The following is a 20,089-nucleotide window of genomic DNA, read 5'->3' on the forward strand; positions in this document are numbered from 1 at the left end:
CGATGGAATGAACGTACACCAGCCCATGCCCGGTTTCCTGGCCGTCGCTGTTCGTTATCTCGGCGTTATCGTTCTGCTGACAGCCTACGGCGGTCAGGTCTGACCTTTCATTGAAGCTGTGCCCCCCGTGCAGCTGGGGGCCATGCTGGCTGCTTCCTTTGCCGTGCCTCTGGCGCTGCGGGGCTTTTTTACGCGCTGGTATGTTTTGGTTGGCCCCGTCCATGACCAGCCTTCGCGCCAGTTTCAGCTGGAAATGGGGGCGTGTCTGCTGGCCGGGGTGCTGGCTGGCCTTGGCATGGAGGCCCGGATCGGTTTTCTCTGGGTTTCCGGCTGGAAACTTGTCATTGGATCGCTGGCGGGCGGGTTCTACCTTGGCCTTGAGGGCGCGTTGTTGCGGCTTCGGTCCCTGGTGCTGCGGGCCAGGGAGGCGGTCGAGGCAGGGGAGTCTGCCGCCCGGCCGCGCCAATTGCGCAGCCTGAGCCGGCGCTTTCTGCTCATGGCCGCTGCGGTCGCCTGCCTGCTCATGGGTATTTTCGGGTTGATCTGGGCCGGGGACGTGGCTTGGCTGTCGAGTCTTGAGCGTGATCCGGCCGTACTGGCCCGGGCCAGGGAGTCGGTTGTTCTCGAGATCGCCTTTGTCATGGCCGTGCTGCTGGTCTCTGTTTCCCGGTTGATTGTGCTCTACGCCGGCAATCTGAAGCTGCTCTTCGGCACCATCACCCAGGGACTGGCCCGGGTGCGCCAGGGGGATCTGAGCGTCCGTTTGCCGGTGGCCACGTCCGACGAGTTCGGGCTGATCGCGGGTGAGGCCAATGCTATGATCCTGGGGCTATCGCACCGGCTGGCGCTGCTTGATGCCCTCAAGGTGGCCGAGGATGTGCAACGCAATCTGCTCCCTGCGGCGCCTCCCCTGATTGCGGGCCTCGAAATCGCGGCATCGAGCGATTACTGCGATGAGACCGGTGGGGATTATTACGATTTTATTGAGCTTGGACGGGGAAAGACTGTCGTGGTGGTGGCCGACGTGGCCGGCCATGGCGTGGGACCGGCCCTGCTTATGGCCTCGGCCCGGGCCACGGTGCGCATGGCTGCGGCCATGTACGCCGATCCCGGGGCTGTGGTCAGCGCGGTCAATTCCCGGGTGGCCGAGGATGTCTATGGCACGGGGCGGTTTCTGACGCTATTTTATCTGGAAATTGACACTGCCGCCAAACGCCTGCGCTGGGTCCGGGCCGGTCACGATCCGGCCATGGTCGTGCATGCCGACCAGGAAGGATTCTCGGAGTTGGGCGGCGGCGGTCCGCCGCTCGGCGTGGTGGAGGGGTTCCGGTACGTGGCCCAGGCCGGCCCCTGGCCGGTTGACGGCATTGTTTTCATCGGCACTGACGGTATCTGGGAAACCACCGGCAATGCGGAAAGAATGTTTGGCAAACGTCGGCTGCTTGATCTGCTGCAAAAAAATGTCGGCAAACCAGTGACGCAGATTCTTGCCATTGTGGCTCACGACCTGGAGGCCTTTGGCCAGGGGCATCCCCGGGAGGACGACATTACCATGGTGGCCATCCGCTTCCCCTAACCAGCCCGGTCGCGGCCTTGCCCGGCAGCCGACCATGGGCTATGACGCCGGTCAGGCTGTCCCTATGAAAGCACGCATTGTCGATGTCGCCATCAATGTTTTTGGCAAACCGGCCCAGACCGCCCTGGCGCTGGTCTCGCTGCTGGCCCACAGCGGTCGTTTCATTGACCGCATCTATTTCAATGAAGAGGCGGATGGTCTTAATGCCGTTTTTGCCCATGCCGACATCCTGGCCGCCATGGGAGACCGCATCGTCCATCACCGGCCATCCTTCATGAACTGGCGCTATGCCGTCGAACCCGGCCGGCTCGGTGACCCGGCCTACCGCCATGCCCTGCGCTACCAGTGGGCCTTTGAGCGCACGGACAAACGGTATTTGTTGCTCATCCACAATGATTGCGAGTTTGTCGGCGACGTTGTCGGGTTGTTGCTCGGCGGCCTGGGCAGCCAGTCCGGAGCCGGGGAAATCGGCCAGTGCTGGCTGTGTCCGGCGGGGATGGTTGGCCACTGCGGACCAGGGCGCTATCTGGACTACCGCCCGGATTTCGCGCAGCTGGCCGCGCTTTATGCCGACCTGGACCCGTCCGTGTACCGTCGCAGATATTTGGACGAGCCGACCGAAGCCCTACGCAACCGCCCCTGGCCCTTGCCGGAGTGCCGGCTCAATGAGTTTTGCTGTCTGCTGCGCATGGACGCAGTGCGGCCCGATACCTGTCCCCAAGGTCCGGCCCGGCCTTTTGGAGCTTACGTCGATGTGGGCAATCCCTGGACGGGAAACGGCATTTTGGACATCGGCGTGGCTTGGTTTGGCGACATGGTGCATCTGGGCCATGCCTTTGCCCATGTGCCGCTGTCGTCCTGCGTGCGGCACAGCGTCGGCCATAAGGCCCTGTTTACCCCGGACCTGTATGTGCGCCGCGAGGAAGAGGCTTTGGCCATTCTTCGCGACAAGTACCAGCGCCTGATACCATCCTCGCTGGCCTGAAGGATTCGCCATGGAACTGTTCACCGTCACCGACGGCTGCACCGGCTGCGGCCTGTGCGTTGCGGCCTGCCCGGCCAGCCTTGTGCGCCAGCGGACCCCGGGGCAGCCGCCCCAGGCTCTGGCCGGCCGCGAAGCCCACTGCATCCGCTGCGGCCACTGCGTCATTGCCTGCCCGACCAAATCCTTTGTCCACACCTTGCTGCCCCAGGACGCCTTCGAGCCGATCCGGCGCAAGGAGTTCCCCAGTCCGGCCTCCCTGCGCCATCTGCTCATGGCCAGGCGCTCGTGTCGCGCCTACGATCCCGCGCCTGTCCCCCGCGACGGCATCCTGGCCCTGATCGAGTCCGTGCGCCATGCCCCGACCGGCCACAACATGCGGCAAGTCGGTTATGTGGTGGTGGACGGTCCGGCGCGCATGGACGCGGCCCGCCAGCTTGTCCTCGACTGGATCGGCCTGGAAGTGGCGGCGGATTCGCCTCGTGCGGCCGAGCTGCATCTGGCCGGAGCGGCCCGGGCGGCGGCGCGGGGAAAGGATGTTATTTTCCGGGGCGCTCCCCATGTCGTCGTGGCCCATGCGCCCATCGAAGGGATAAGCCCGGAGGTGGATGCCACCATCGCCGCTTCCTGGCTGGAGATTGCGGCCACGGCTTCAGGCTTTGGAGCCTGCTGGTGCGGCTATCTCATGTTCGCTCTGGCCGCCCATCCGCAGGTGAATGCGGCCCTGGGCATCCCGGCCGGCCACCGGGGCTACGCCGCACTCTTGCTCGGCCGTCCGGCCACGCGGGTCGGGCAGATACCGCCCCGGGACATGCCGGAGGTTCATTTTTATTAGACTGGGCGACGGTGGGATGGGTGCGGGGAGAATGAAAGACCATAAGGGGGCATGCGGGCGGTCGGGGGACGCAGGCAGAGGGCAGAGGGCAGAAGGCGGAAGGTAGAAGGCGCAAGTTGGAAGGCAGAAGAGGCCTCCGGCGGCCAAAGGGCAGTGCCCTTTGGAATCCCACCTGGGGTTCGTCTGATTTTGACCGGGTACTATTCACTCACATAGGCAATTTCCTTGTGCCCGTCATGGGTGATGCAGCCGGATTGCTGCAAGCCGAACCTTTCAATAATGCGTTTCCCCTCTGGAGAAACGACAATTGCAGCTAGAGCGCATTTTTGAGCCAAGGCAAGGTCGTTTGAAAATTCCTTGACGAGCCGTCTGCTGGCAGTCGATCTGTGAAACTGCTTTATGATTCCGACACTGTAGATGTAATAATAATCCTGTCCGGAATTTGACGCTGGCTCTGGCGTTATCTGCTTTCGATTGGTGATGCTTTCCGGCGCGGTCTTCAGTCTGTAAAATGTATCTCTGGCGATGGGATGGAAACCGCTGTATCCGATCGGGATGCAGTTTCCGTCCAGTTGCGCCATCCACAGTCGAAATCCTCCTGGGAATACGGTGACAGCTTGTTGTAAATGGCTGTAGTCCTCTCGATCCGCCTGGGCGTCATAGCAGGCCCAATCTGCCAACAAGAGCGCAAGGGTGAATTGGGCGAGAATCCTTGCGGCCGATGGCGGATTTGCGTGGCAGAGGTCACTTCCGGTGAAGGAGAAGATCTCGACGGCGTCAGGATTGCTTATCGGCAATGCATGTATCAGACGGATTTCTTCTTCCATCCAGGAGAGGAGAGCGTCTTCTGTGTGGAATTCAGGGATGCCCGCAAGGGGGCTTTCGGCCGACATCATTTTTCTTCTGTTCTCTGGTACTGGATTTTTCATTGGGTCGTGCAGCAGTATGCTCGACTCTTTCTTATGAATCGAGGGAGGCTGCCTGCGTCCCGCGGAGTGCTCGCGCCGCAACCACCTGGCTTTCCACAATACTGCCGCCCAGTGGCCTGCGTGTTTGAAAACACAACAAACCGCCCCGGAAAAACGATCAGCCGGGGCGGTTTCGCTGCAATACGGCGTCAGATCAGCCCAAGACGGCCTGCTTGATGGCCTCGATGCCCAGCCGCTCGACGAACCGGGCCGCACGCTCGCGCTTCTTGGCGTTGGCAGCGTAGTAACTGATGAGCTTTTCCGACAGGTCAATGACCTGCTCCCGGGTCAGATCCTCGGCCACAACGTCGCCGATGCGCGGCCGGGCTCCGGGATGGCCGCCGAAGATGACTGTCCAGCCGGATTTTTTGCCCAACACGCCAAGATCGCGGACAAAGCTCTCCGAGCAGCAAAACGGGCAGCCCGACACCGACAGCTTGAACTTGCCCGGCAGATCGCGCCCGACAAAGAGTTTTTCCATTTCAAGGCCAAGTCCGAGCGAGTCCTGGACTCCGAACTTGCACACGCTGGTGCCTGGGCAGGCCTGGACGAAATGGACGCACAGCTCCATGGCCTGCCCCACGTCGGTGCCGAGATCCTTCCAGATGGCGTCCACATCCTCGGGTTTGATGCCAACCAGGGCCAGACGTTGGCCCGAGGTGATTTTGACGATGGGGATGGCGTATTTCTTGACGACGAGATTCAGGGCCTCCAGTACCTCCGGGGAAATCAGCCCGACAGGGGTGCGTGGGACGATGGCGTAGGTCTGCTGGTCACGCTGCAAGATGGCCCCGGTGGGGGCTTCGTTGGTGCTCATTGTGGCTCCTCAGTGAGGGTAGTCGTGATGGGAAAATATGGGCCTGCGCAAGCTGCGATAGAGGGCCGATCCGAGGTCGAAGGGCGGCCGGTGCATGGCAATGCATGACCGCCAAAGTCCAGTGTCTACACAGCCCGGGCCTTGTTGTCACCTTGAAAAAAGTTCCAAGAATACTGTGCCGTTTGCAGTGACGATTTTGCATAAACTGAAACGGGAGGGTGGCTTCCCTCGTTCGTTTAACCCGGGCCGGCATACGATCCGGTCAGGGGGTCCCTGGTCTCGGGCGCAATGCAGTCGGTCGCCTCAGAACTGGAGGGTTCTCTGGAACTGCGGCTGTTTCCTTGCCAACTTGCGTGGAGTAACGGCCCCTTGCCGTAACCCAGGTCTGTTTTCCCCTCCCCAACGGACCTTTGGGCCGCTTCTGGCCTTGAGGTCGGACCCGGCCTGGGCTACACCGGGCAAAACCGTTTCGGGAGGATGTCTTGGGCAAGCTCAACGCAGAAAAACTGTCCCCCAATCCAGAGTTCGACCTCTTTTTGTATCTGCGGGTTTCCGGAACCGCCAAAGTCGAACAACATGTTATCGACCTGTGTGAAGAGCATTGGGAAGCCTTCAAGGAGCACCTGAAAGGATACCGCTTCGCTGAATCCGGCTCCAAACGCGGGGTGGTGCTCTTCTTCCTGGAACCAGCCGCCGAAGGACTTGTCGAAGAAGCCTGGGCCCGCTCGCCCACTGAAGGCTTTGCCCTGCATAACCTCGCCGTGACCATGGTCATGGCCGCTGCCGCCCAGCAGGTGCCCGAAATTGAAGCCGGCGCCTGCGCGCCGCTGCCCACCCCGGACCGCGACCTCAAACGCCGTATCGAACGCCTGGGACTGGTCTGGAACGAAACCGGCAACGTCAGCGTTCAATTCGCCGTCATGACCCACGATCCCTACGCCGGCGGCTGCGCTGTCTGCTATCTGCGCACGTCCTGCCCGAAGAGCGACGTGCCCAAGGGTGCGTAGGGGAGGCTAGGAGAGGCTAGGAGAGGATGAAAATCGGGCTCTGCCCGAACCCGCCGGGGGGATGATCCCCCCGGACCCCTCGTCTGAGTGAGGGAAGCGGGGGAGTGTGGTAGTCGGCGGCGGAGAGAGAAGACGGGGGGGGCGGAATTTGGGCGCTGGAGCACCCGTCAAAGCCCGGCTTCTCCAGCGCCCAAATTCCGACCCCCAACTCGCCAGCGGCCCGGAGGCCTTGCGCAATCAAAGCCTTGCGCAAGGCCTCCGGGCCGCATTTCGTTGGAGAAAGATCAACCAGAATCGTTGAGAAACCAACTTCTGGATCTTCTTTCCATGTATTACCAGATGGTTCTGACCTTGATGCCGCGCGCGGCCATGTGGTCCTTGCACTGCTTGATGCTGTATTCGCCGTAGTGGACGATGGAGGCGATCAGCGCCGCCGAGGCCTTGCCGGTGGTGACGGCGTCGGCCATGTGGTCGGGGTTGCCGGCTCCGCCCGAGGCGATGACCGGGATGGTGACGGCTTCGGCGATAAGCCGCGTCAGCGTTAATTCGTAGCCGGTCTTGGCTCCGTCGGCGTCGATGGAGTTGCAGCAGATTTCGCCGGCGCCCAGCGCCTCGACGGTTTTGGCCCACTCCAGGGCGTCCAGGCCCATGGCTTTGCGGCCGCCGTGGATGACGATTTCGTAGCCCGAGGGGATCAGTTCCGAGACGGGAACCTGTTTGACGTCCATACCGACGACTACGCATTGGGAACCGAAAGCGGCCGCGCCCTGGCTTATAATGTCGGGATTTTTGACGGCAGCGGAGTTGACCGAAATCTTTTCCGCGCCGGCGAGCAGGACCGCCCGCATGTCCTCGACGGTGGAGATGCCGCCGCCGACGGAAAACGGGATAAAGATCTCCCGGGCCACCCGGTCAACGACGTCGAGCATGATGCCGCGGCCTTCGCTGGAGGCGGTGATGTCGTAAAAGACCAGTTCGTCGGCCCCGGCTTCGTAATAGAGCCGCGCGGTTTCCACGGGGTCGCCGATATCGACGTTGCCTTTGAACTTGATGCCCTTGGTGAGCTTGCCGTCGCGGACGTCGAGGCAGGGGATGATGCGTTTGGAGAGCATGGCGTTAGGCCTCCCGGCAGTAGGCGGCGAAATTGCGCAGCAGGGCGAGTCCCGGACGGCCGCTTTTTTCCGGGTGAAACTGCACGGCCCAGAGGCCTTCCCTGCCGTGGACCGAGCAGAAGTCCAGGCCGTAGCGGGTGACGCCGATGACGTATTCGGGGCTGGGCACGGGGTAGTAGCTGTGAACGAAATAGAATTCGGCTTCCGGGGCGATGCCGTCGAAAAGGGTGCAGGTCTTGTCCAGGCGCACCTGATTCCAGCCCATGTGGGGGATGCGGATGGGGATGTCGTCCTCGTCGGTTAAGGCGGCGTTGAACATGGCGCAATGCCCGGACACGATCCCCAGGGCCTTGGTGTCGTTTTCAGCGCTGTAGTCGAGCAGGATCTGGCAGCCGACGCAGATGCCGAGCAGGGGCTTTGCGGCAGCGACCTGCTCCGTTAAAAGCGCATCGAGTCCGGTGGTGGTCAGTTCGCGCATGGCCTGACCGGCGGCTCCGACACCGGGAAAGATGATGCCCGAGGCGTCGGCGATGACGGCCGGATCAGCGGTTATGCGACAGTCGATGCCGAGGTGGTCCAGGGCGCGTTGGACGCTGGTCTGGTTTCCGGCTTTATAGTCTAAAATGGCAAGCATGACGTTCTCCTTCTCCTGGGGACTGTCCCGGGAGCGGTCCCGGCCGGGGCAGGGAAGCGGCTTGGCGGCCGTTTGGGGCCTGTGTTACGCAGAAGGCGGTTGTGAACATTTTAGGCATTTTTGGCAAGAGAGACGGGCATGATCATCGTCACCGGCGGGGCCGGCTTTCTGGGCAGCGCCCGGGCTTTATGGCATAAAGTCGCCGGGCCGGACGACATTATGGTGGTGGACAACCTGGCTCGCGGCGAATTGTGGAGAAATCTCGTCAATCGTCGGTCTGCCGAGTATCTGCGCAAGGATGTGCTTCTGGCCGCCATTGCCGACGGCGACGATCCCTTTGATGACGGCGAGTATGCACCTCGGGGCCTGTTCCGCCAGAGGCCGCCGGACTGTACACCGGTATATCGAAACGACGTCAGCCCACGGCTGTGGGTGGCTCAAAATGCGGCGGGCCAGTCTGGAGTATGTCCAACTGGCCCGCCGTGAATTGTTCGGAAGTCTTCTGGCCTGCTGCTTCCCGGTCAGATTCTGGGTACGGCCTTACCATGCCTATCCTAACCAAGTGGGATTCCAAAGGGCTGTCACTCCCTTTGGCCGCCGGAGGCACTCTTCCTGCCTTCTCTCCCCCTCACTAATCGTACTTCACCGCGCTTATTTCCATAAGTTTGTCCAGGCGAATGCGCGTTTCGATGCGGCGCATGGTGCCGGTTTTGCCGCGCATGACGAGCGAGCGGGTGATGGCGTGGGTGCCGGTGAATTCGACGCCGTCGAGGAAGGTGCCGCCGGAGATGCCGGTGGCCGCGAAGTAGGTGTCGTCGCTGCGCACGAGGGTTTCTTCGGTGAAAATCTGGCTGCAGTTGATGCCGGCCTCGACCAAGGCCTGGGTTTCGGCTTCGGACTGGGGATCGAGCCGGGCCAGCAGCCGGCCTCCCAGGGCGCGGATGGCGCAGGCCGTGAGCACGCCCTCAGGGGTGCCGCCGGTGCCGAACATCACATCCACGACGTTTTCCGGGTCAACGGCCATAAGCGAACCGGCCACGTCGCCGTCGGTATGGAGCTGGATGCGTGCGCCCACGGCCCGGATCTCCTGGATCAACGTCTTGTGGCGGGGCTTGTCCAGGACAAAGACCACAAGATCGTCCACATCCTTGCCGAGGGCCTTGGCGATTTTTTTGAGGTTGTCGCTGACCGGGGCGTCGAGATCGGCCACATCCTTGGCCTGGGGCGGCACCACCAGTTTTTGCATATAGTAGCTGGGGCCGGGATTGAACATGGAACCGCGCGGGGCGATGCCAACCACGGAGATGGCGTTGGGGCGGCCGTAGGCGAGCAGGTTGGTGCCCTCGACCGGATCGACGGCCACATCCACGGCGTGGCCCTGGCCGCTGCCCACCCGTTCGCCGTTGTAGAGCATGGGGGCTTCGTCTTTCTCCCCCTCGCCAATGATGATGACGCCATCGAGCGGCAAGGTGTTAAACGACAGACGCATGGCGTCCACGGCGGCCTGGTCCCCGGCGTTTTTATCACCCCGGCCAAGCCAGCGCGAGGAACTGAGTGCCGCCGCTTCGGTCACCCGTACAAGATCCAGCCCGAGATTTCTGTCCGGCGCTTCCATGGACATCGCTCCTTGTGAAGAAGAGGGAGAGGATGGCCGGCCCGTCGAAAATAGGGGAGCGGACGGGCCGTGATTCCAAACGGCCCCGCAAGCTCAAGCTTGCGGGGCCGCATCAATGGCGAGCCGGCGGAGACTTCCCCGCCGGCGTGGCTACTTGTTGTCCCAGGCTTTGCGGATGGCCGCTGCCAGGGCCGGTGGGGTGAACCCGTAGGCCTCGGCCAGCTTTTCGGCCGGGGCCGAGGCGCCGAAATGGGAGATGCCGTGCACGCGGTCCAGGCTCCCGGTGTACTGGCACCACAGTTCCGGCCGGCCGGCTTCGGCGGCGAAGCGGAAGGAGACTTCCGGCGGCAGCACGGACTTCTTGTAGTCTTCGGGCTGCTCGTTAAAAAGCTCCATGCAGGGGATGCTGACAATGCGGATGGCCAGATCGGGCAACAACTTGGCTGCGGCCATAGCCAGGGAGACTTCCGAGCCGGAGGCCAGCAGGATCAGGTCTGGCTTGCCGCCGGGCGCCTCCACCAGTACATAGCCGCCCCGGGTCACGCCTTCGGCCAGCCCCGGATAGGCGGCAGGGTCGAGAACGGGCAGGTTCTGGCGGGTGAGGAGCAGGCAGGTCGGCCGGTTGGTCCGGGTCAGGGCCACCTGAAGGCAGGCGCAGGTCTCATTGGCGTCGGCCGGGCGCATGACCAGCATGTTGGGAATAAGGCGCAGCGAACTGGTCTGCTCAATGGGTTCGTGGGTGGGGCCGTCTTCGCCGACATAGAAGGAGTCGTGGGTGAAGACATGCAGGGCCGGAATGCGCTGGAGCGCGGCCATGCGCAGGGCGTTTCGCTCATAATCCGAGAAGATGAGGAAGGTGGCCCCGAAGGCCATGAGTCCGCCGTGGAGCACGATGCCGTTGACGATGGCTCCCATGGGGAACTCGCGGACGCCAAAGCACAGGGTGCGGCCAAGCGGCTTTTCCGGGCTGAAGACGCCGGTCGTCTTACGGAATTTTTCGGTCTGGTTGGACGGATCGAGGTCGGCCGAACCACCCACCAGCAGCGGGAAGCGGTCGGTGATGGCGTTCAGGGCCGCGCCCCAGGCGGAGCGGGTGGCCACGGACTTGGCCGGATCAAAGGTCGGCCAGGCAAAGCTGCGGTTGCCCGGAGCGCGTTTGGCCTGCCGCCACAGATCCTCGAAGGCGGCATCGGAGGCGAGCTTGGCCTCCAGGGCCTTGTTCCAGGCCTGACGCGCGGCGGTCAGTTCGGGATAGCGGGCGCGGAAGTGCTGGCCGACTTCGGGGGGCAGATAAAATGCTTTGTCTTCAGGCAGGCCCAGCAGTTTTTTCGTGGCTTTGATCTCGTTTTCGGAAAACGGCGCACCGTGGGAAGCAGAGTCGCCTTCCATGGTGCAGGCGCCTTTGGCGATGGTGGTGTGGCCGATGATCATGGACGGCCGGTTGGTTTCGGCCCGGGCGGCGTCCAGGGCGGCGTGGATGGCGTCGTGATCGTGGCCTTCGATCTCGACCACATGCCAGCCCATGGACTCGAAGAGTTTTGTATAGTCGGTGTGGTCGCAGATGGCCACGGGACCGGAAAGCTGAATCTGGTTCTTGTCCAAAAGGACGATGAGCCGGCCCAGGCCCCAGAGACCGGCCAGGGCGGCGGAACCCTGGAACACCGGGGTCTGGACGTCGCCGTCCGAGGACAGGACATAGGTGTAGTGGCCGGCAATGTCGTCGCCCAGGCGTTCGCGCAGCATGGCTTCGGCCACGCCCATGCCGACGGCCATGGAAAAACCCTGGCCCAAGGGGCCGGTCGTGCACTCGACGCCCGGGGTTTCGTAATTTTCCGGATGCCCCGGGGTCTTGCTGCCGAACTGACGGAAATGCTGCAGGTCTTCCATGGTGAGCAGACCGCGCAGATGGAGCAGGGTGTAGAGCAGCATGGACTCGTGGCCGGCGGACAGGACGAAGCGGTCGCGGGCGAACCACTGGGGATCGGCTGGATCAAAGCGCAGATAGTCTTTGAAAAGCACATACGCCATATCGGCCGAAGACATGGCTCCTCCCGGATGGCCGGAGTTGGCCTTGTGGGTGGCGTCCATGATGAGGCCTTTGATGGTGTTGACGGCCTTGGCGTCGATGGCGGTGGTGGTCATGGAGGGTATCCTCACAGGGAGCAGGTTGATGGTTCAGGCATCCAGGGCCGGGCAGCACGTTTCAATCATATCGACGCGGCGTTGATGTCGGCCGCCCTCGAAGGCCGTATCCAGAAAGACGTCGGCGATGGAGGCAGCCAGTCCCTGGCCGATGACGCGTTCGCCCAGGCACAGGACATTGGCGTCGTTGTGCAGGCGGGTCATACGGGCCAGATACTCGTTCACGCACAGGGCGGCCCGGATGCCGGGAATGCGGTTGGCTGCCATGGACATGCCAATGCCGGTGCCGCACACTAAAATACCGGCGCTGCCGGGAGTTTCGAGCACCTTGGCGCAGACCGCCTTGGCGAAATCGGGATAATCAACGCTTTTGGCCTCGCTTGGGCCAAGATCGACAACAGTATGGCCGGCGGCGGCAACATGGGCGGCAAGGCCGGCCTTGAGTTCCAGGCCGGCGTGGTCGGAACCGATGAAAATGGTTTTGGGCATGGTCGTCATGGCTGTGCAATCCGGTCGCCGGGGGGGCGGTTTAGAGGTCAGGCAAGAGATTCCCGTCCCCGGCTGCATCAAGGGGGCGCACAGCAACATTGGGCGGGACAGGCAGTTCCAGATCGGCCCCCGGGTAGGGGGTCGGGCGCGGCTGGATGGTTTTGACGCGAAGGGTCAGGGTCGCACCGCCCGGCGTCGTCAGCACAAGCCGTCTGGCGACAATCAAGGCCAGACCGGGCACGGCTTCGTCGTCTTCAAAGGCGACCTGCCAGGGCTCAATGCCACGGCCGGTCAGATGTCGCGGTTTTCCCTGGAAGTCAAGGGTGAGGCTGGACAGACGCGGATCGTTGGAAAAAGCGTACTCATAGCCGTCAGCAACCTTTTTCGACGCGGCGTAGCGGCCCGGGGCCAGTTCGCCCAGGCGTCCCGAGAGGATGGCGGCCAGTTCGCGCAGGGTAAAGGGCAGGGGCATGCCCAGGCGCGAGGCTCCGGCCCGGGTGTCGGCATGGGTATAGACCGTGTCGCGGCCTGGGACAAAGGCGGTGAATTCACCGCCGGTTTCGCGCAGATGGGCATAGGCCCCGCCCAGAGGCGTGGTCAGATCCAGACGCACGGGGTTGGCGTAGTTGCCGAAGAAGCGGTAGTTTAAGCGGCCGCTTTTGCCGCCTCGGGCAAAACTCAGAGAGCCGGACAGGGAAAAGGCCTGGGTCGGCTCAAGGTGGGCCTGGGCGTCCAGAAACGTCTGATAGACGGTCTTGGCCTCGTCGGCAACCGGCGGCGCGGTCGGCTTAATGCCGGCGCAGCCGGAAACCCACGCCGCGAGGACGGCCAGCAGGAGAAGGCGCAGCAGGACCGGGCACGACATGTTACAGGGCCTCCAGTTTCTTTTTTACGGCGCCCGGCGTTTCGGAACCCAGCTCCAAGGCGCTGCGGTAGGCTTTCTGGGCTGTGGCCTTATGGCCGGCGGCTGCAGCGATATCGCCGTAATGTTCCCAGATGATGGCGTCTTTAACCTTGTGCGCAATGGCTTTTTCAATAGTGGCCAGGGCTTCATCCATGCGTTTAAGCCGGTAGAGCGCCCAGGCCTTGGAGTCGAGGAAAAAAGGATTGTCCGGCTCTTTTTCCAGAGCCTTGTCGATCATGGTGAGCGCACGGTCAAGGTCCTGACCTTCCTCAGCCAGGGAATAGCCAAGATAATTGAGGGCATCGGGATGGCCGGCGTCTTTGGCCACGATGCGCTCCATGACGGCTTTGGCCTCGGCCCGTCGCTTGAGCTTCTCCAGGACCACGCCGTATCGGTAGAGCAGATCGAGGTCGTCGGGCCAGGTGACCAGGGCTTCTTCCAGCGTCTTGGCCGCACCGGCACTGTCGCCGGACTTGTCCTTTAGGGCGGCTTCCATGCCGGCGAACTCGCGGCGGTCCGGGAAGCGTTCCCGGGCTTCGCGCACGAGTGTCCGGGCTGTTGGCAGATCGCCGATATCCGAGGCAATCTGGATACGAAAAGTGAGGCTTTTGTCGTAGTTGGGATTATCCGGCGCAACCTGGGCCAGAACATTCATGGCTGCTTTGGGGTTCTTGTCCCCTTCATAGGCCAGCACGGCCTTGTAAAAGGGCAGGTCGGGGCTACTCGGCTCGGCGGCCTGAAGCAGGTCGAGGACTTGCTTGGCCTGCTTGGGATAGCCGGCCTCGACCAGGGCGGACATGGCGTCGAGGTACTGGGATTTGCCGGTTTGCCCGTCCTTGAGCAGGGCAATGGCCTTAGTCGGATTCTTTTGCAGGATGGCCAGCCGCACGAGCTTGGCCCGAACTTCCGGGGACTCCTCGCCCAGGGTCAGCATCCGCTGGTAGGCTTCCTGTGCCCCTTTGAGGTCGCCTTCGGTCTCAAGCAGGCCGGCCAGCTCGGCCCAGGCTACCATGAGTCCGGCATCCTGGGCCACAGCGGCCCGCAGATACCGGATGGCTTCCTTGTTATGCCCGGCTCCGTTGGCAGCCTTGGCCATGAGATAGGAAACCGTGGCATCGCGGTTGGCCTCGGGAATGCGCCCCAGCAGTTCGGCAGCCTCTTTGTGACGACCGGAATCGATACAAAGCGAGGCCAGTTCCTGGATGGCGGACTCGTCTGCGGCGTGACTGGCCAGGAACGTCTCCAGCACCTTGATCGCCTGGTCATTGAGGCGTCGCATCTGATAGGCGTTGGCCAGATAAAAGACGATCTGGCGGCTGCCGGGAAAGGCTTTTCGGGCATTTTCCAGGGTTTCGGTGGCTTTCTCGCGGTCGTTTTGGCCCCAGTAGAGGTTGGCCAGTTCCACGGCGAGATCCGGGGACGGGTGGGACGCGGCCAGTCCTGCCAGGATTACGGCAGCCTCTTCCTTGCGGTCTTGGCGCAGGAGATCCTGGTAGACCAGGAACTGGTAGCTAACCTCAGCCGCCTGGGACAGGCCGCGCGCCGCATAGGCGTTGCGAGCCAGCCGGCTTGAGGCGCAGGAATTGGACAACAGGCAGGGCAAAAGGGCCAGTACCAGGAAAAGCGGCAATCGCGCCGGGGAAAAACGCTTGTGTACTTCAGACATGGCCGGCATCCGTTGCGGCGGGGCGGACGCCTGGCTCCGGTTGACAGCCGGGAGCAGATCGTCCGACAGACGCGCCGCTATTCGTCCTTATGGATCCAATCCGAGGAAAAGTCCTCGATGCGCTTGGACAGATGGTCCTTGAGCTTTTCCAGGAGCCGGGATTCTATCTGGCGCACCCGTTCCCGGGTGATGCCGTATTTGGCTCCGATTTCCCGCAGGGTCACCGGGGAATCGGAGAGAATGCGGTTATCAAGAAGTTCAATTTCTTTTTCGTTGAGCTTGGGGCGGATGCTTTGGATATGCTTTTCAAGTTGTTGGGAAATCTCGTCGCCGGCCAGGATTTCCTCGATGCCGGGCGTCAACGCCGGGAGAAAATCCAGCCGGGTGGTGGTGGTATCATCGCCCAGAGACACATCCAGGGACAGGTCGTTGCCGCTTAGGCGCTGGTCCATCTCCACAATGTCGGATTCGGTCACGTTCAAGGCCAGGGACAGCTGGGAGGCGCTGGGATCAAAGCCCAGGCTTTGCAGCCGCTGGCGCTCTTTATTGAGGTTGTAAAAGAGTTTGCGCTGGGCCTGGGTGGTCCCGATTTTGACCATGCGCCAGTTGTCCATGATATATTTGAGGATATAGGCCTTGATCCAGTACGCGGCATAGTAAGAGAACTTGATACCTTTGTCGGGATCGAACTTGGTCACAGCCCGCATGAGGCCGACATTGCCTTCCTGGATGAGGTCCAAAACATTTTGCATCCAGCGGCGCTGGAAATCCATGGCGATTTTAACCACCAGGCGCAGATGGGAGGAGATGAGGCGGAAAGCGGCTTTCTGGTCGCCCGCATCGCGTACGCGCCGGGCCAGTTCCTGTTCCTCCTCGGGCTTTAACATGGGAAACTTGCCGATTTCGCGCAGGTAGAGGTGCAGCGGATCGCGCGTGGAGAGCGAGCCTTCGGACCGGGTGCGCGGCGTGGGCAACTGGAAATCGTCGATGGAATCCGGGTCGAGGGGAAGTTCGTCGTCGGCGTCAGCGCTGTCGAGGACTTCGGGTTCGACGGGGTCCAGGTCCGTATCTTCCGGGGAAATGTCTTGATCGTCTTGGAGTTCCATCAGATAGTGACCGGGTTTTAAGGGTGCGGCCGCACCGCTTGGGTTGGCCCGGGCAGACTGCCCGAGGCTGCAAAGGCGCTGTCTCGCATGACTACCACACTCTGTAAAGTTTTGGTTTGTCCTTTTCAATGTTTTTCAGTAGACCGACCGCGTTTCGGATGCGGCGCGAGACTGCGGATGAGCATAAGGAGGCTGCGTGGGCGATTTCAGAAAGGCGCTTGGCGATGATGGGCTGCTCATTTTCGATGGGGCCATGGGCACCCTGCTCCAGGGGCGGGGGCTTTCTCCCGGACAGTCTCCGGAACTCTTCGGTCTGGCCCACCCCGAGGCCATCATGGCCACCCATCGGGAATATGTCCAGGCCGGCTCCAGAGTCATCACCTCCAATACCTTCGGCGGCAGCCGCTATAAGTTGCCGGCCGGAACGGATGTCGTCGCGCTGAACCGCGAAATGGCCCGGGCGGCCAGACAGGCCGCCGGTCCGGGCGTATTCGTGGCCGGCTCAGTCGGTCCGACCGGGCATTTTGTCGCGCCGCTTGGCAAAGCCTCCCTGCGCGATCTCGTGGACGCTTTCGCCGAACAGATCCGGGGGCTGGCCGAGGGCGGCTGCGACCTGATCATCGGCGAAACCCATTTCGATCTGGCCGAGGCCAAGGCCGTCATCCTGGCCTGCCGGCAGGTGTGTTCCCTGCCTGTGGCCATGTGCATGACCTTTGAGGGCGCGGCCAGCCTGACCGGGTCGAGCCCCGAGGTTTTTGCCGACGCCATGGAGAATCTCGGCGTCGATCTGATCGGCGTCAACTGCGGCCAGGGACCGGACGACATGCGTCTGGTCGGCGAGGCCTTTTCCCGCCGCCTGACCACGCCTTTTTTCGTCAAGCCCAACGCCGGGATGCCGCGCCTGGAAAACGGCTGCACCGTTTTTCCCATGGGGCCGGAGGAATTCGCCCAAAAAACCGCCCGGTTCGCCGACCTCGGGGCCAAGGCCCTGTCTGGTTGCTGCGGCACCACCCCGGCCCATATCGCCGCCCTGGCCGGGAGTCTGGCCGGGCGCAGCTGGAAACGCGCGGACACGCCCGACCGCCCGGTGCTGGCCATCACCTCGCGCTCCCTGACCGTGCCGGTCGGAGGGGGCAGTCCCTTGGCCCTTATTGGCGAGCGCATCAATCCCACCGGCAAACCCGAGCTGGCCGCCGAGCTGGTGGCCGGGGAATACGCCAAGGCGCTGGCCTTTGCCGAGGAGCAGACAACTGCCGGAGCCCATGTCCTTGACGTCAACGTCGGCGCGCCCATGGTCGACGAGGTGGCTGTGCTGCCTGGGCTGGCCCTGGAGTTGGTCAAACGCCAGCAACTGCCGCTGTGCCTGGATTCCAACAACGCCGATGCCCTGACTGCGGGCCTGTGGGCTTATCCGGGCACGCCGCTGGTCAATTCCATCAGCGGCGAACCCGGACGCATGGAACGGCTTGGGCCGGTCTGCCGCGATCACGGTGCGCCGTTTATCCTGCTGCCGCTTAAAGGCCGGAAGCTCCCGGTCACCGCGGCCGAACGTCTGGCCATTATTGAGGAACTGCTCGCCCAGGCCGATTCCCTGGGCATTCCGCGTCGCCTCATCCTGGTCGATGCCCTGGCCCTTACGGTGTCCTCCAAGCCTGAGGCTGCGGTGGCCTGCCTGGAGACCATCCGCTACTGCCGCGAGAAATGGGGCCTGCCGACCGTCCTTGGCCTGTCCAATATTTCCTTTGGGCTGCCGGCCCGGGAACTGGTCAACAGCGCCTTTTTCGCCATGTGCCTGGGAGCCGGCATGGCGGCGGCCATCGCCAACCCCAATGTGCCCCGGCTCATGGAAACGCTGACGGCCGGCGAGGTGCTCCTGGGCCGCGATCCCCAGGCCGGGCGGTTTATCGGCCGCTATGCCGGCTGGAAACCGAACCAGGGCGGCGGAGGGGCGACGGCGGCCGCGGCCGGAGCCTCTGACGACGGGGAAAGTCCGCTGCGCCGGGCCGTGGTGCACGGCCGCCGGGAAGAGGTGCTCGCGCTGGTGGAAACGGCCCTGGCCGAGGGCCGGGACCCGGCCAAACTCTTAAGCGACGAGCTGATTCCGGGCATCATGAGCGTTGGGGAGCGCTACGAGCGCAAGGAATTTTTCCTGCCCCAGCTTTTGGCAGCGGCCGAGGCCATGCGGGCGGGATTTTCCCGGCTCGAACCGCTGCTGGTGGAAACAGCCGGAGCGGCCAAGGCGCGCATCGTCATGGCCACGGTCGAGGGCGATATCCACGACATTGGCAAAAATATTGTGTGCCTGATGCTGAAAAACCACGGCTTCGAGGTCATAGACCTCGGCAAGGACGTGTCGGCCGAGCGGATCGTGGATGCGGCCAGCCAGCACGGCGCTGCGGTCATCGGCCTGTCCGCCCTTATGACCACCACCATGGTGCGCATGGAAGACACGGTGCGTCTGGTGCGGGAGCGGGGCCTTGCCGCCCGGATCATGGTGGGCGGGGCAGTGGTCACTGAGGCCTTTGCCAAATCCATAGGAGCCGACGCCTATGCCGCCGACGCCGTGGATGCCGTGCGTCAGGCCAAACTGCTGGCCGGCGGCGTCTAGGAAAAAACCGCTGGCGCGCCCCGCCGTCTTTGGAGTAAAAAATAACTGGCGGCTATGCCGCTCAATCGTTTTCGTGGAGGACGCCGTTGCGTATTCGCCCCCTCATCCTCACTTTGCTGCTCCTGCTTGCGCCTGCGACCCTGGCCTGTGCCCAGGACGCCGGCACAATAAACGGCCAGGGCGTTCTTGACGCCGTGGTCGCTGCCCAAGGCAAGGTGGTGGTTATTGATTTTTTTGCTTCCTGGTGCAAACCTTGTCTGATGGAGATTCCGGACTTCATTGAAGCCAGGAAGCATTATCCCGCCGACCAGGTCGTCTTTATCGGCATCTCCCTGGATCAGGACCAGGGACAGTATTTCCGCTTTGTCAAACAGACCCCATTTAATTTTCCGGTGCATCTGGCCGATCCCGACATCATCAACACCTTTGGCGTCACAATGATCCCCAAAACCATCATCTATGACCCGACCGGGCAGCAAGCCCTCAATCATGCCGGGTTCATGCCTGGCGAGATGTTGCGTCAAGTACTCGACAAACTGCTGGCCGGCGGCGGGAAATGAGCGAGTATTTCATTCGCAAGGCGAGGATTCAGGACGTCAAACCGATCCACGCACTGCTCATGAGCTGCGCCCGCAAGGAATTCCTGTTGCCGCGTTCCTTTAACCAGCTCTACAGCCATCTGCGGGATTTTTTTGTCCTGGCCGAGCACGACGTGCCCGGTATTCGCGGCTGTTGCGCCCTGTCCATCTGCTGGGACGACATCGCTGAAATCCGTTCCCTGGCGGTGGACGAGAACATCCAGAAGCAGGGGTGGGGCGGCAAGCTCGTGGAAGCCTGCCTGTCCGACGCTGTGACTCTTGGCATTTTCCGGGTTTTCACCCTGACCTACCGGCCGCACTTTTTTGAGCGTCTCGGTTTTGTGCCGGTGGAGAAGGAGCAGCTGCCCCAGAAGGTCTGGGCCGACTGTATCCATTGCCCCAAGTTTCCAGAGTGCGACGAGAACGCACTGCTCATGGAAATGTAGGGCGTTTGACGACTTCAGAACAAACAGCGCGGGGAAGAATGTCGGAGACGTTGCGGGAAGTGATTAGCGAGGCGGCGATTGCCGCCCGCGTGGCCGAACTGGGACGGGAGGTGTCGGCGCACTATGCCGGCCTGGATGTGGTCATGGTGGGCGTGCTCAAGGGTGCGCTGCCGTTTATGGCCGATCTGCTGCGGGCGCTCGATTTCTGCCCGGACCTGGATTTCGTGCGGGTGGCCAGCTACGGCGCCGGCGTGGCTCCCGGCGAGCTGCGTTTTCTCATGGATCTGGAGTCGGACATCAGCGGCCGCCACGTGCTCTTGGTTGAGGACATTGTGGACACTGGCCGCTCCTTGGCCTATCTCTCCAATATGCTTGAGAAGCGAAATCCGGCCAGTGTCAAGGTCTGTACGCTTCTGGACAAACCGTACCGGCGCGAGGCGGCGGTGACGGTGGATTTTGTCGGATTTTCCGCCCCGCCCGTGTTCCTGGTGGGCTACGGCATGGACATCGGGGAGCGGTTGCGGCGGCTTCGCGGCGTGTACGAATTGATCCGGTAGCAAATGGCCTTGTAATTGCATAGGTTGGCCAAAAACCGCAACCGGCG

The 20,089-nt window shown here is 62.6% G+C and carries 19 protein-coding genes; 9 read left to right on the forward strand and 10 right to left on the reverse strand.

From position 1 onward, the window contains the following. Nucleotides 1–109 precede the first annotated feature (109 nt). The 3 genes from NY78_RS02560 (at nucleotide 110) to NY78_RS02570 (ending at nucleotide 3,393) form a co-directional block, all read left to right on the forward strand. Nucleotides 110–1,576 carry a PP2C family protein-serine/threonine phosphatase gene (locus tag NY78_RS02560; RefSeq protein WP_331428902.1) on the forward strand — a complete coding sequence of 489 codons (1,467 nt, stop codon included), beginning with the start codon at nucleotides 110–112 and terminating at the stop codon, nucleotides 1,574–1,576. A 64-nt stretch (nucleotides 1,577–1,640) separates the two neighbouring features. After that, the gene (locus NY78_RS02565) at nucleotides 1,641–2,561 is read left to right on the forward strand and encodes a hypothetical protein (protein WP_043631260.1); all 921 of its coding nucleotides are present in this window, start codon (nucleotides 1,641–1,643) and stop codon (nucleotides 2,559–2,561) included. Between the two features lie 10 nt (nucleotides 2,562–2,571). Then, nucleotides 2,572–3,393, forward strand: coding sequence for a nitroreductase family protein (locus NY78_RS02570; protein ID WP_043631262.1), 822 nt, complete (start codon nucleotides 2,572–2,574; stop codon nucleotides 3,391–3,393). Nucleotides 3,394–3,593: 200 nt separating this feature from the next. Here the strand turns inward: NY78_RS02570 and NY78_RS02575 are convergent, their stop codons facing one another. Both NY78_RS02575 and NY78_RS02580 read right to left on the reverse strand, forming a co-directional pair. Then, entirely contained in the window at nucleotides 3,594–4,322 is a 729-nt protein-coding gene (locus NY78_RS02575; protein ID WP_231583710.1) for a hypothetical protein, read from the reverse strand. Nucleotides 4,323–4,515: 193 nt separating this feature from the next. Further along, nucleotides 4,516–5,178 carry an NAD(P)/FAD-dependent oxidoreductase gene (locus NY78_RS02580; RefSeq protein WP_043631266.1) on the reverse strand — a complete coding sequence of 221 codons (663 nt, stop codon included), beginning with the start codon at nucleotides 5,176–5,178 and terminating at the stop codon, nucleotides 4,516–4,518. Nucleotides 5,179–5,660: 482 nt separating this feature from the next. Here NY78_RS02580 and NY78_RS02585 point away from each other — a divergent pair, with 482 nt between their 5' ends. Next, nucleotides 5,661–6,185, forward strand: a complete 525-nt coding sequence (locus NY78_RS02585) for a hypothetical protein (RefSeq protein WP_043631269.1) — start codon at nucleotides 5,661–5,663, stop codon at nucleotides 6,183–6,185. A 332-nt stretch (nucleotides 6,186–6,517) separates the two neighbouring features. Here NY78_RS02585 and hisF read toward each other — a convergent pair whose 3' ends face one another. After that, complete coding sequence (gene hisF / locus NY78_RS02590) at nucleotides 6,518–7,297, reverse strand: imidazole glycerol phosphate synthase subunit HisF (protein WP_043631272.1); 780 nt, start codon at nucleotides 7,295–7,297, stop codon at nucleotides 6,518–6,520. Between the two features lie 4 nt (nucleotides 7,298–7,301). Continuing rightward, nucleotides 7,302–7,931 (reverse strand): imidazole glycerol phosphate synthase subunit HisH, encoded by a 630-nt coding sequence (gene hisH / locus NY78_RS02595; protein WP_043631275.1) that lies wholly within the window; start codon nucleotides 7,929–7,931, stop codon nucleotides 7,302–7,304. A gap of 138 nt (nucleotides 7,932–8,069) precedes the next feature. Between hisH and NY78_RS02600 the strand changes: the two genes are divergently transcribed. Then, the gene (locus tag NY78_RS02600) at nucleotides 8,070–8,417 is read left to right on the forward strand and encodes a hypothetical protein (protein ID WP_043631278.1); all 348 of its coding nucleotides are present in this window, start codon (nucleotides 8,070–8,072) and stop codon (nucleotides 8,415–8,417) included. 145 nt (nucleotides 8,418–8,562) lie between these two features. Here NY78_RS02600 and glpX read toward each other — a convergent pair whose 3' ends face one another. From glpX to NY78_RS02630, 6 genes are all read right to left on the reverse strand, one after another. Continuing rightward, on the reverse strand, nucleotides 8,563–9,546 hold the full coding sequence (glpX, locus tag NY78_RS02605; RefSeq protein WP_043631280.1) for a class II fructose-bisphosphatase: 984 nt from the start codon (nucleotides 9,544–9,546) through the stop codon (nucleotides 8,563–8,565). Nucleotides 9,547–9,696: 150 nt separating this feature from the next. Next, nucleotides 9,697–11,688, reverse strand: a complete 1,992-nt coding sequence (gene tkt, locus NY78_RS02610) for a transketolase (RefSeq protein WP_043631283.1) — start codon at nucleotides 11,686–11,688, stop codon at nucleotides 9,697–9,699. Between the two features lie 33 nt (nucleotides 11,689–11,721). After that, complete coding sequence (gene rpiB, locus NY78_RS02615) at nucleotides 11,722–12,177, reverse strand: ribose 5-phosphate isomerase B (protein ID WP_043631634.1); 456 nt, start codon at nucleotides 12,175–12,177, stop codon at nucleotides 11,722–11,724. A gap of 40 nt (nucleotides 12,178–12,217) precedes the next feature. Further along, nucleotides 12,218–13,042, reverse strand: coding sequence for a lipoprotein insertase outer membrane protein LolB (locus NY78_RS02620; protein WP_043631286.1), 825 nt, complete (start codon nucleotides 13,040–13,042; stop codon nucleotides 12,218–12,220). A 1-nt stretch (nucleotide 13,043) separates the two neighbouring features. Beyond that, a complete protein-coding gene (locus NY78_RS02625) occupies nucleotides 13,044–14,747 on the reverse strand; it encodes a tetratricopeptide repeat protein (protein ID WP_043631637.1) in 1,704 nt (567 codons plus the stop codon). Nucleotides 14,748–14,824: 77 nt separating this feature from the next. Then, a complete protein-coding gene (locus tag NY78_RS02630; protein ID WP_043631289.1) occupies nucleotides 14,825–15,853 on the reverse strand; it encodes a sigma-70 family RNA polymerase sigma factor in 1,029 nt (342 codons plus the stop codon). A gap of 196 nt (nucleotides 15,854–16,049) precedes the next feature. On the opposite strand from NY78_RS02630, the gene NY78_RS02635 reads away from it, so the two are divergent. The 4 genes from NY78_RS02635 to hpt all read left to right on the forward strand — a co-directional run bounded on the left by NY78_RS02635 (nucleotide 16,050) and on the right by hpt (nucleotide 20,042). Then, nucleotides 16,050–18,461 (forward strand): homocysteine S-methyltransferase family protein, encoded by a 2,412-nt coding sequence (locus tag NY78_RS02635; RefSeq protein WP_043631291.1) that lies wholly within the window; start codon nucleotides 16,050–16,052, stop codon nucleotides 18,459–18,461. Between the two features lie 86 nt (nucleotides 18,462–18,547). Continuing rightward, nucleotides 18,548–19,021 carry a TlpA family protein disulfide reductase gene (locus NY78_RS02640; RefSeq protein WP_043631294.1) on the forward strand — a complete coding sequence of 158 codons (474 nt, stop codon included), beginning with the start codon at nucleotides 18,548–18,550 and terminating at the stop codon, nucleotides 19,019–19,021. Continuing rightward, nucleotides 19,018–19,485, forward strand: coding sequence for an N-acetyltransferase (locus NY78_RS02645; protein WP_043631296.1), 468 nt, complete (start codon nucleotides 19,018–19,020; stop codon nucleotides 19,483–19,485). Before NY78_RS02640 ends, NY78_RS02645 begins: the two co-directional genes overlap by 4 nt. 38 nt (nucleotides 19,486–19,523) lie before the next feature. Continuing rightward, on the forward strand, nucleotides 19,524–20,042 hold the full coding sequence (hpt, locus tag NY78_RS02650) for a hypoxanthine phosphoribosyltransferase (protein WP_043631299.1): 519 nt from the start codon (nucleotides 19,524–19,526) through the stop codon (nucleotides 20,040–20,042). Nucleotides 20,043–20,089: the final 47 nt, after the last annotated feature.

The organism is Desulfovibrio sp. TomC (genome assembly GCF_000801335.2).
Classification (GTDB): domain Bacteria; phylum Desulfobacterota; class Desulfovibrionia; order Desulfovibrionales; family Desulfovibrionaceae; genus Solidesulfovibrio.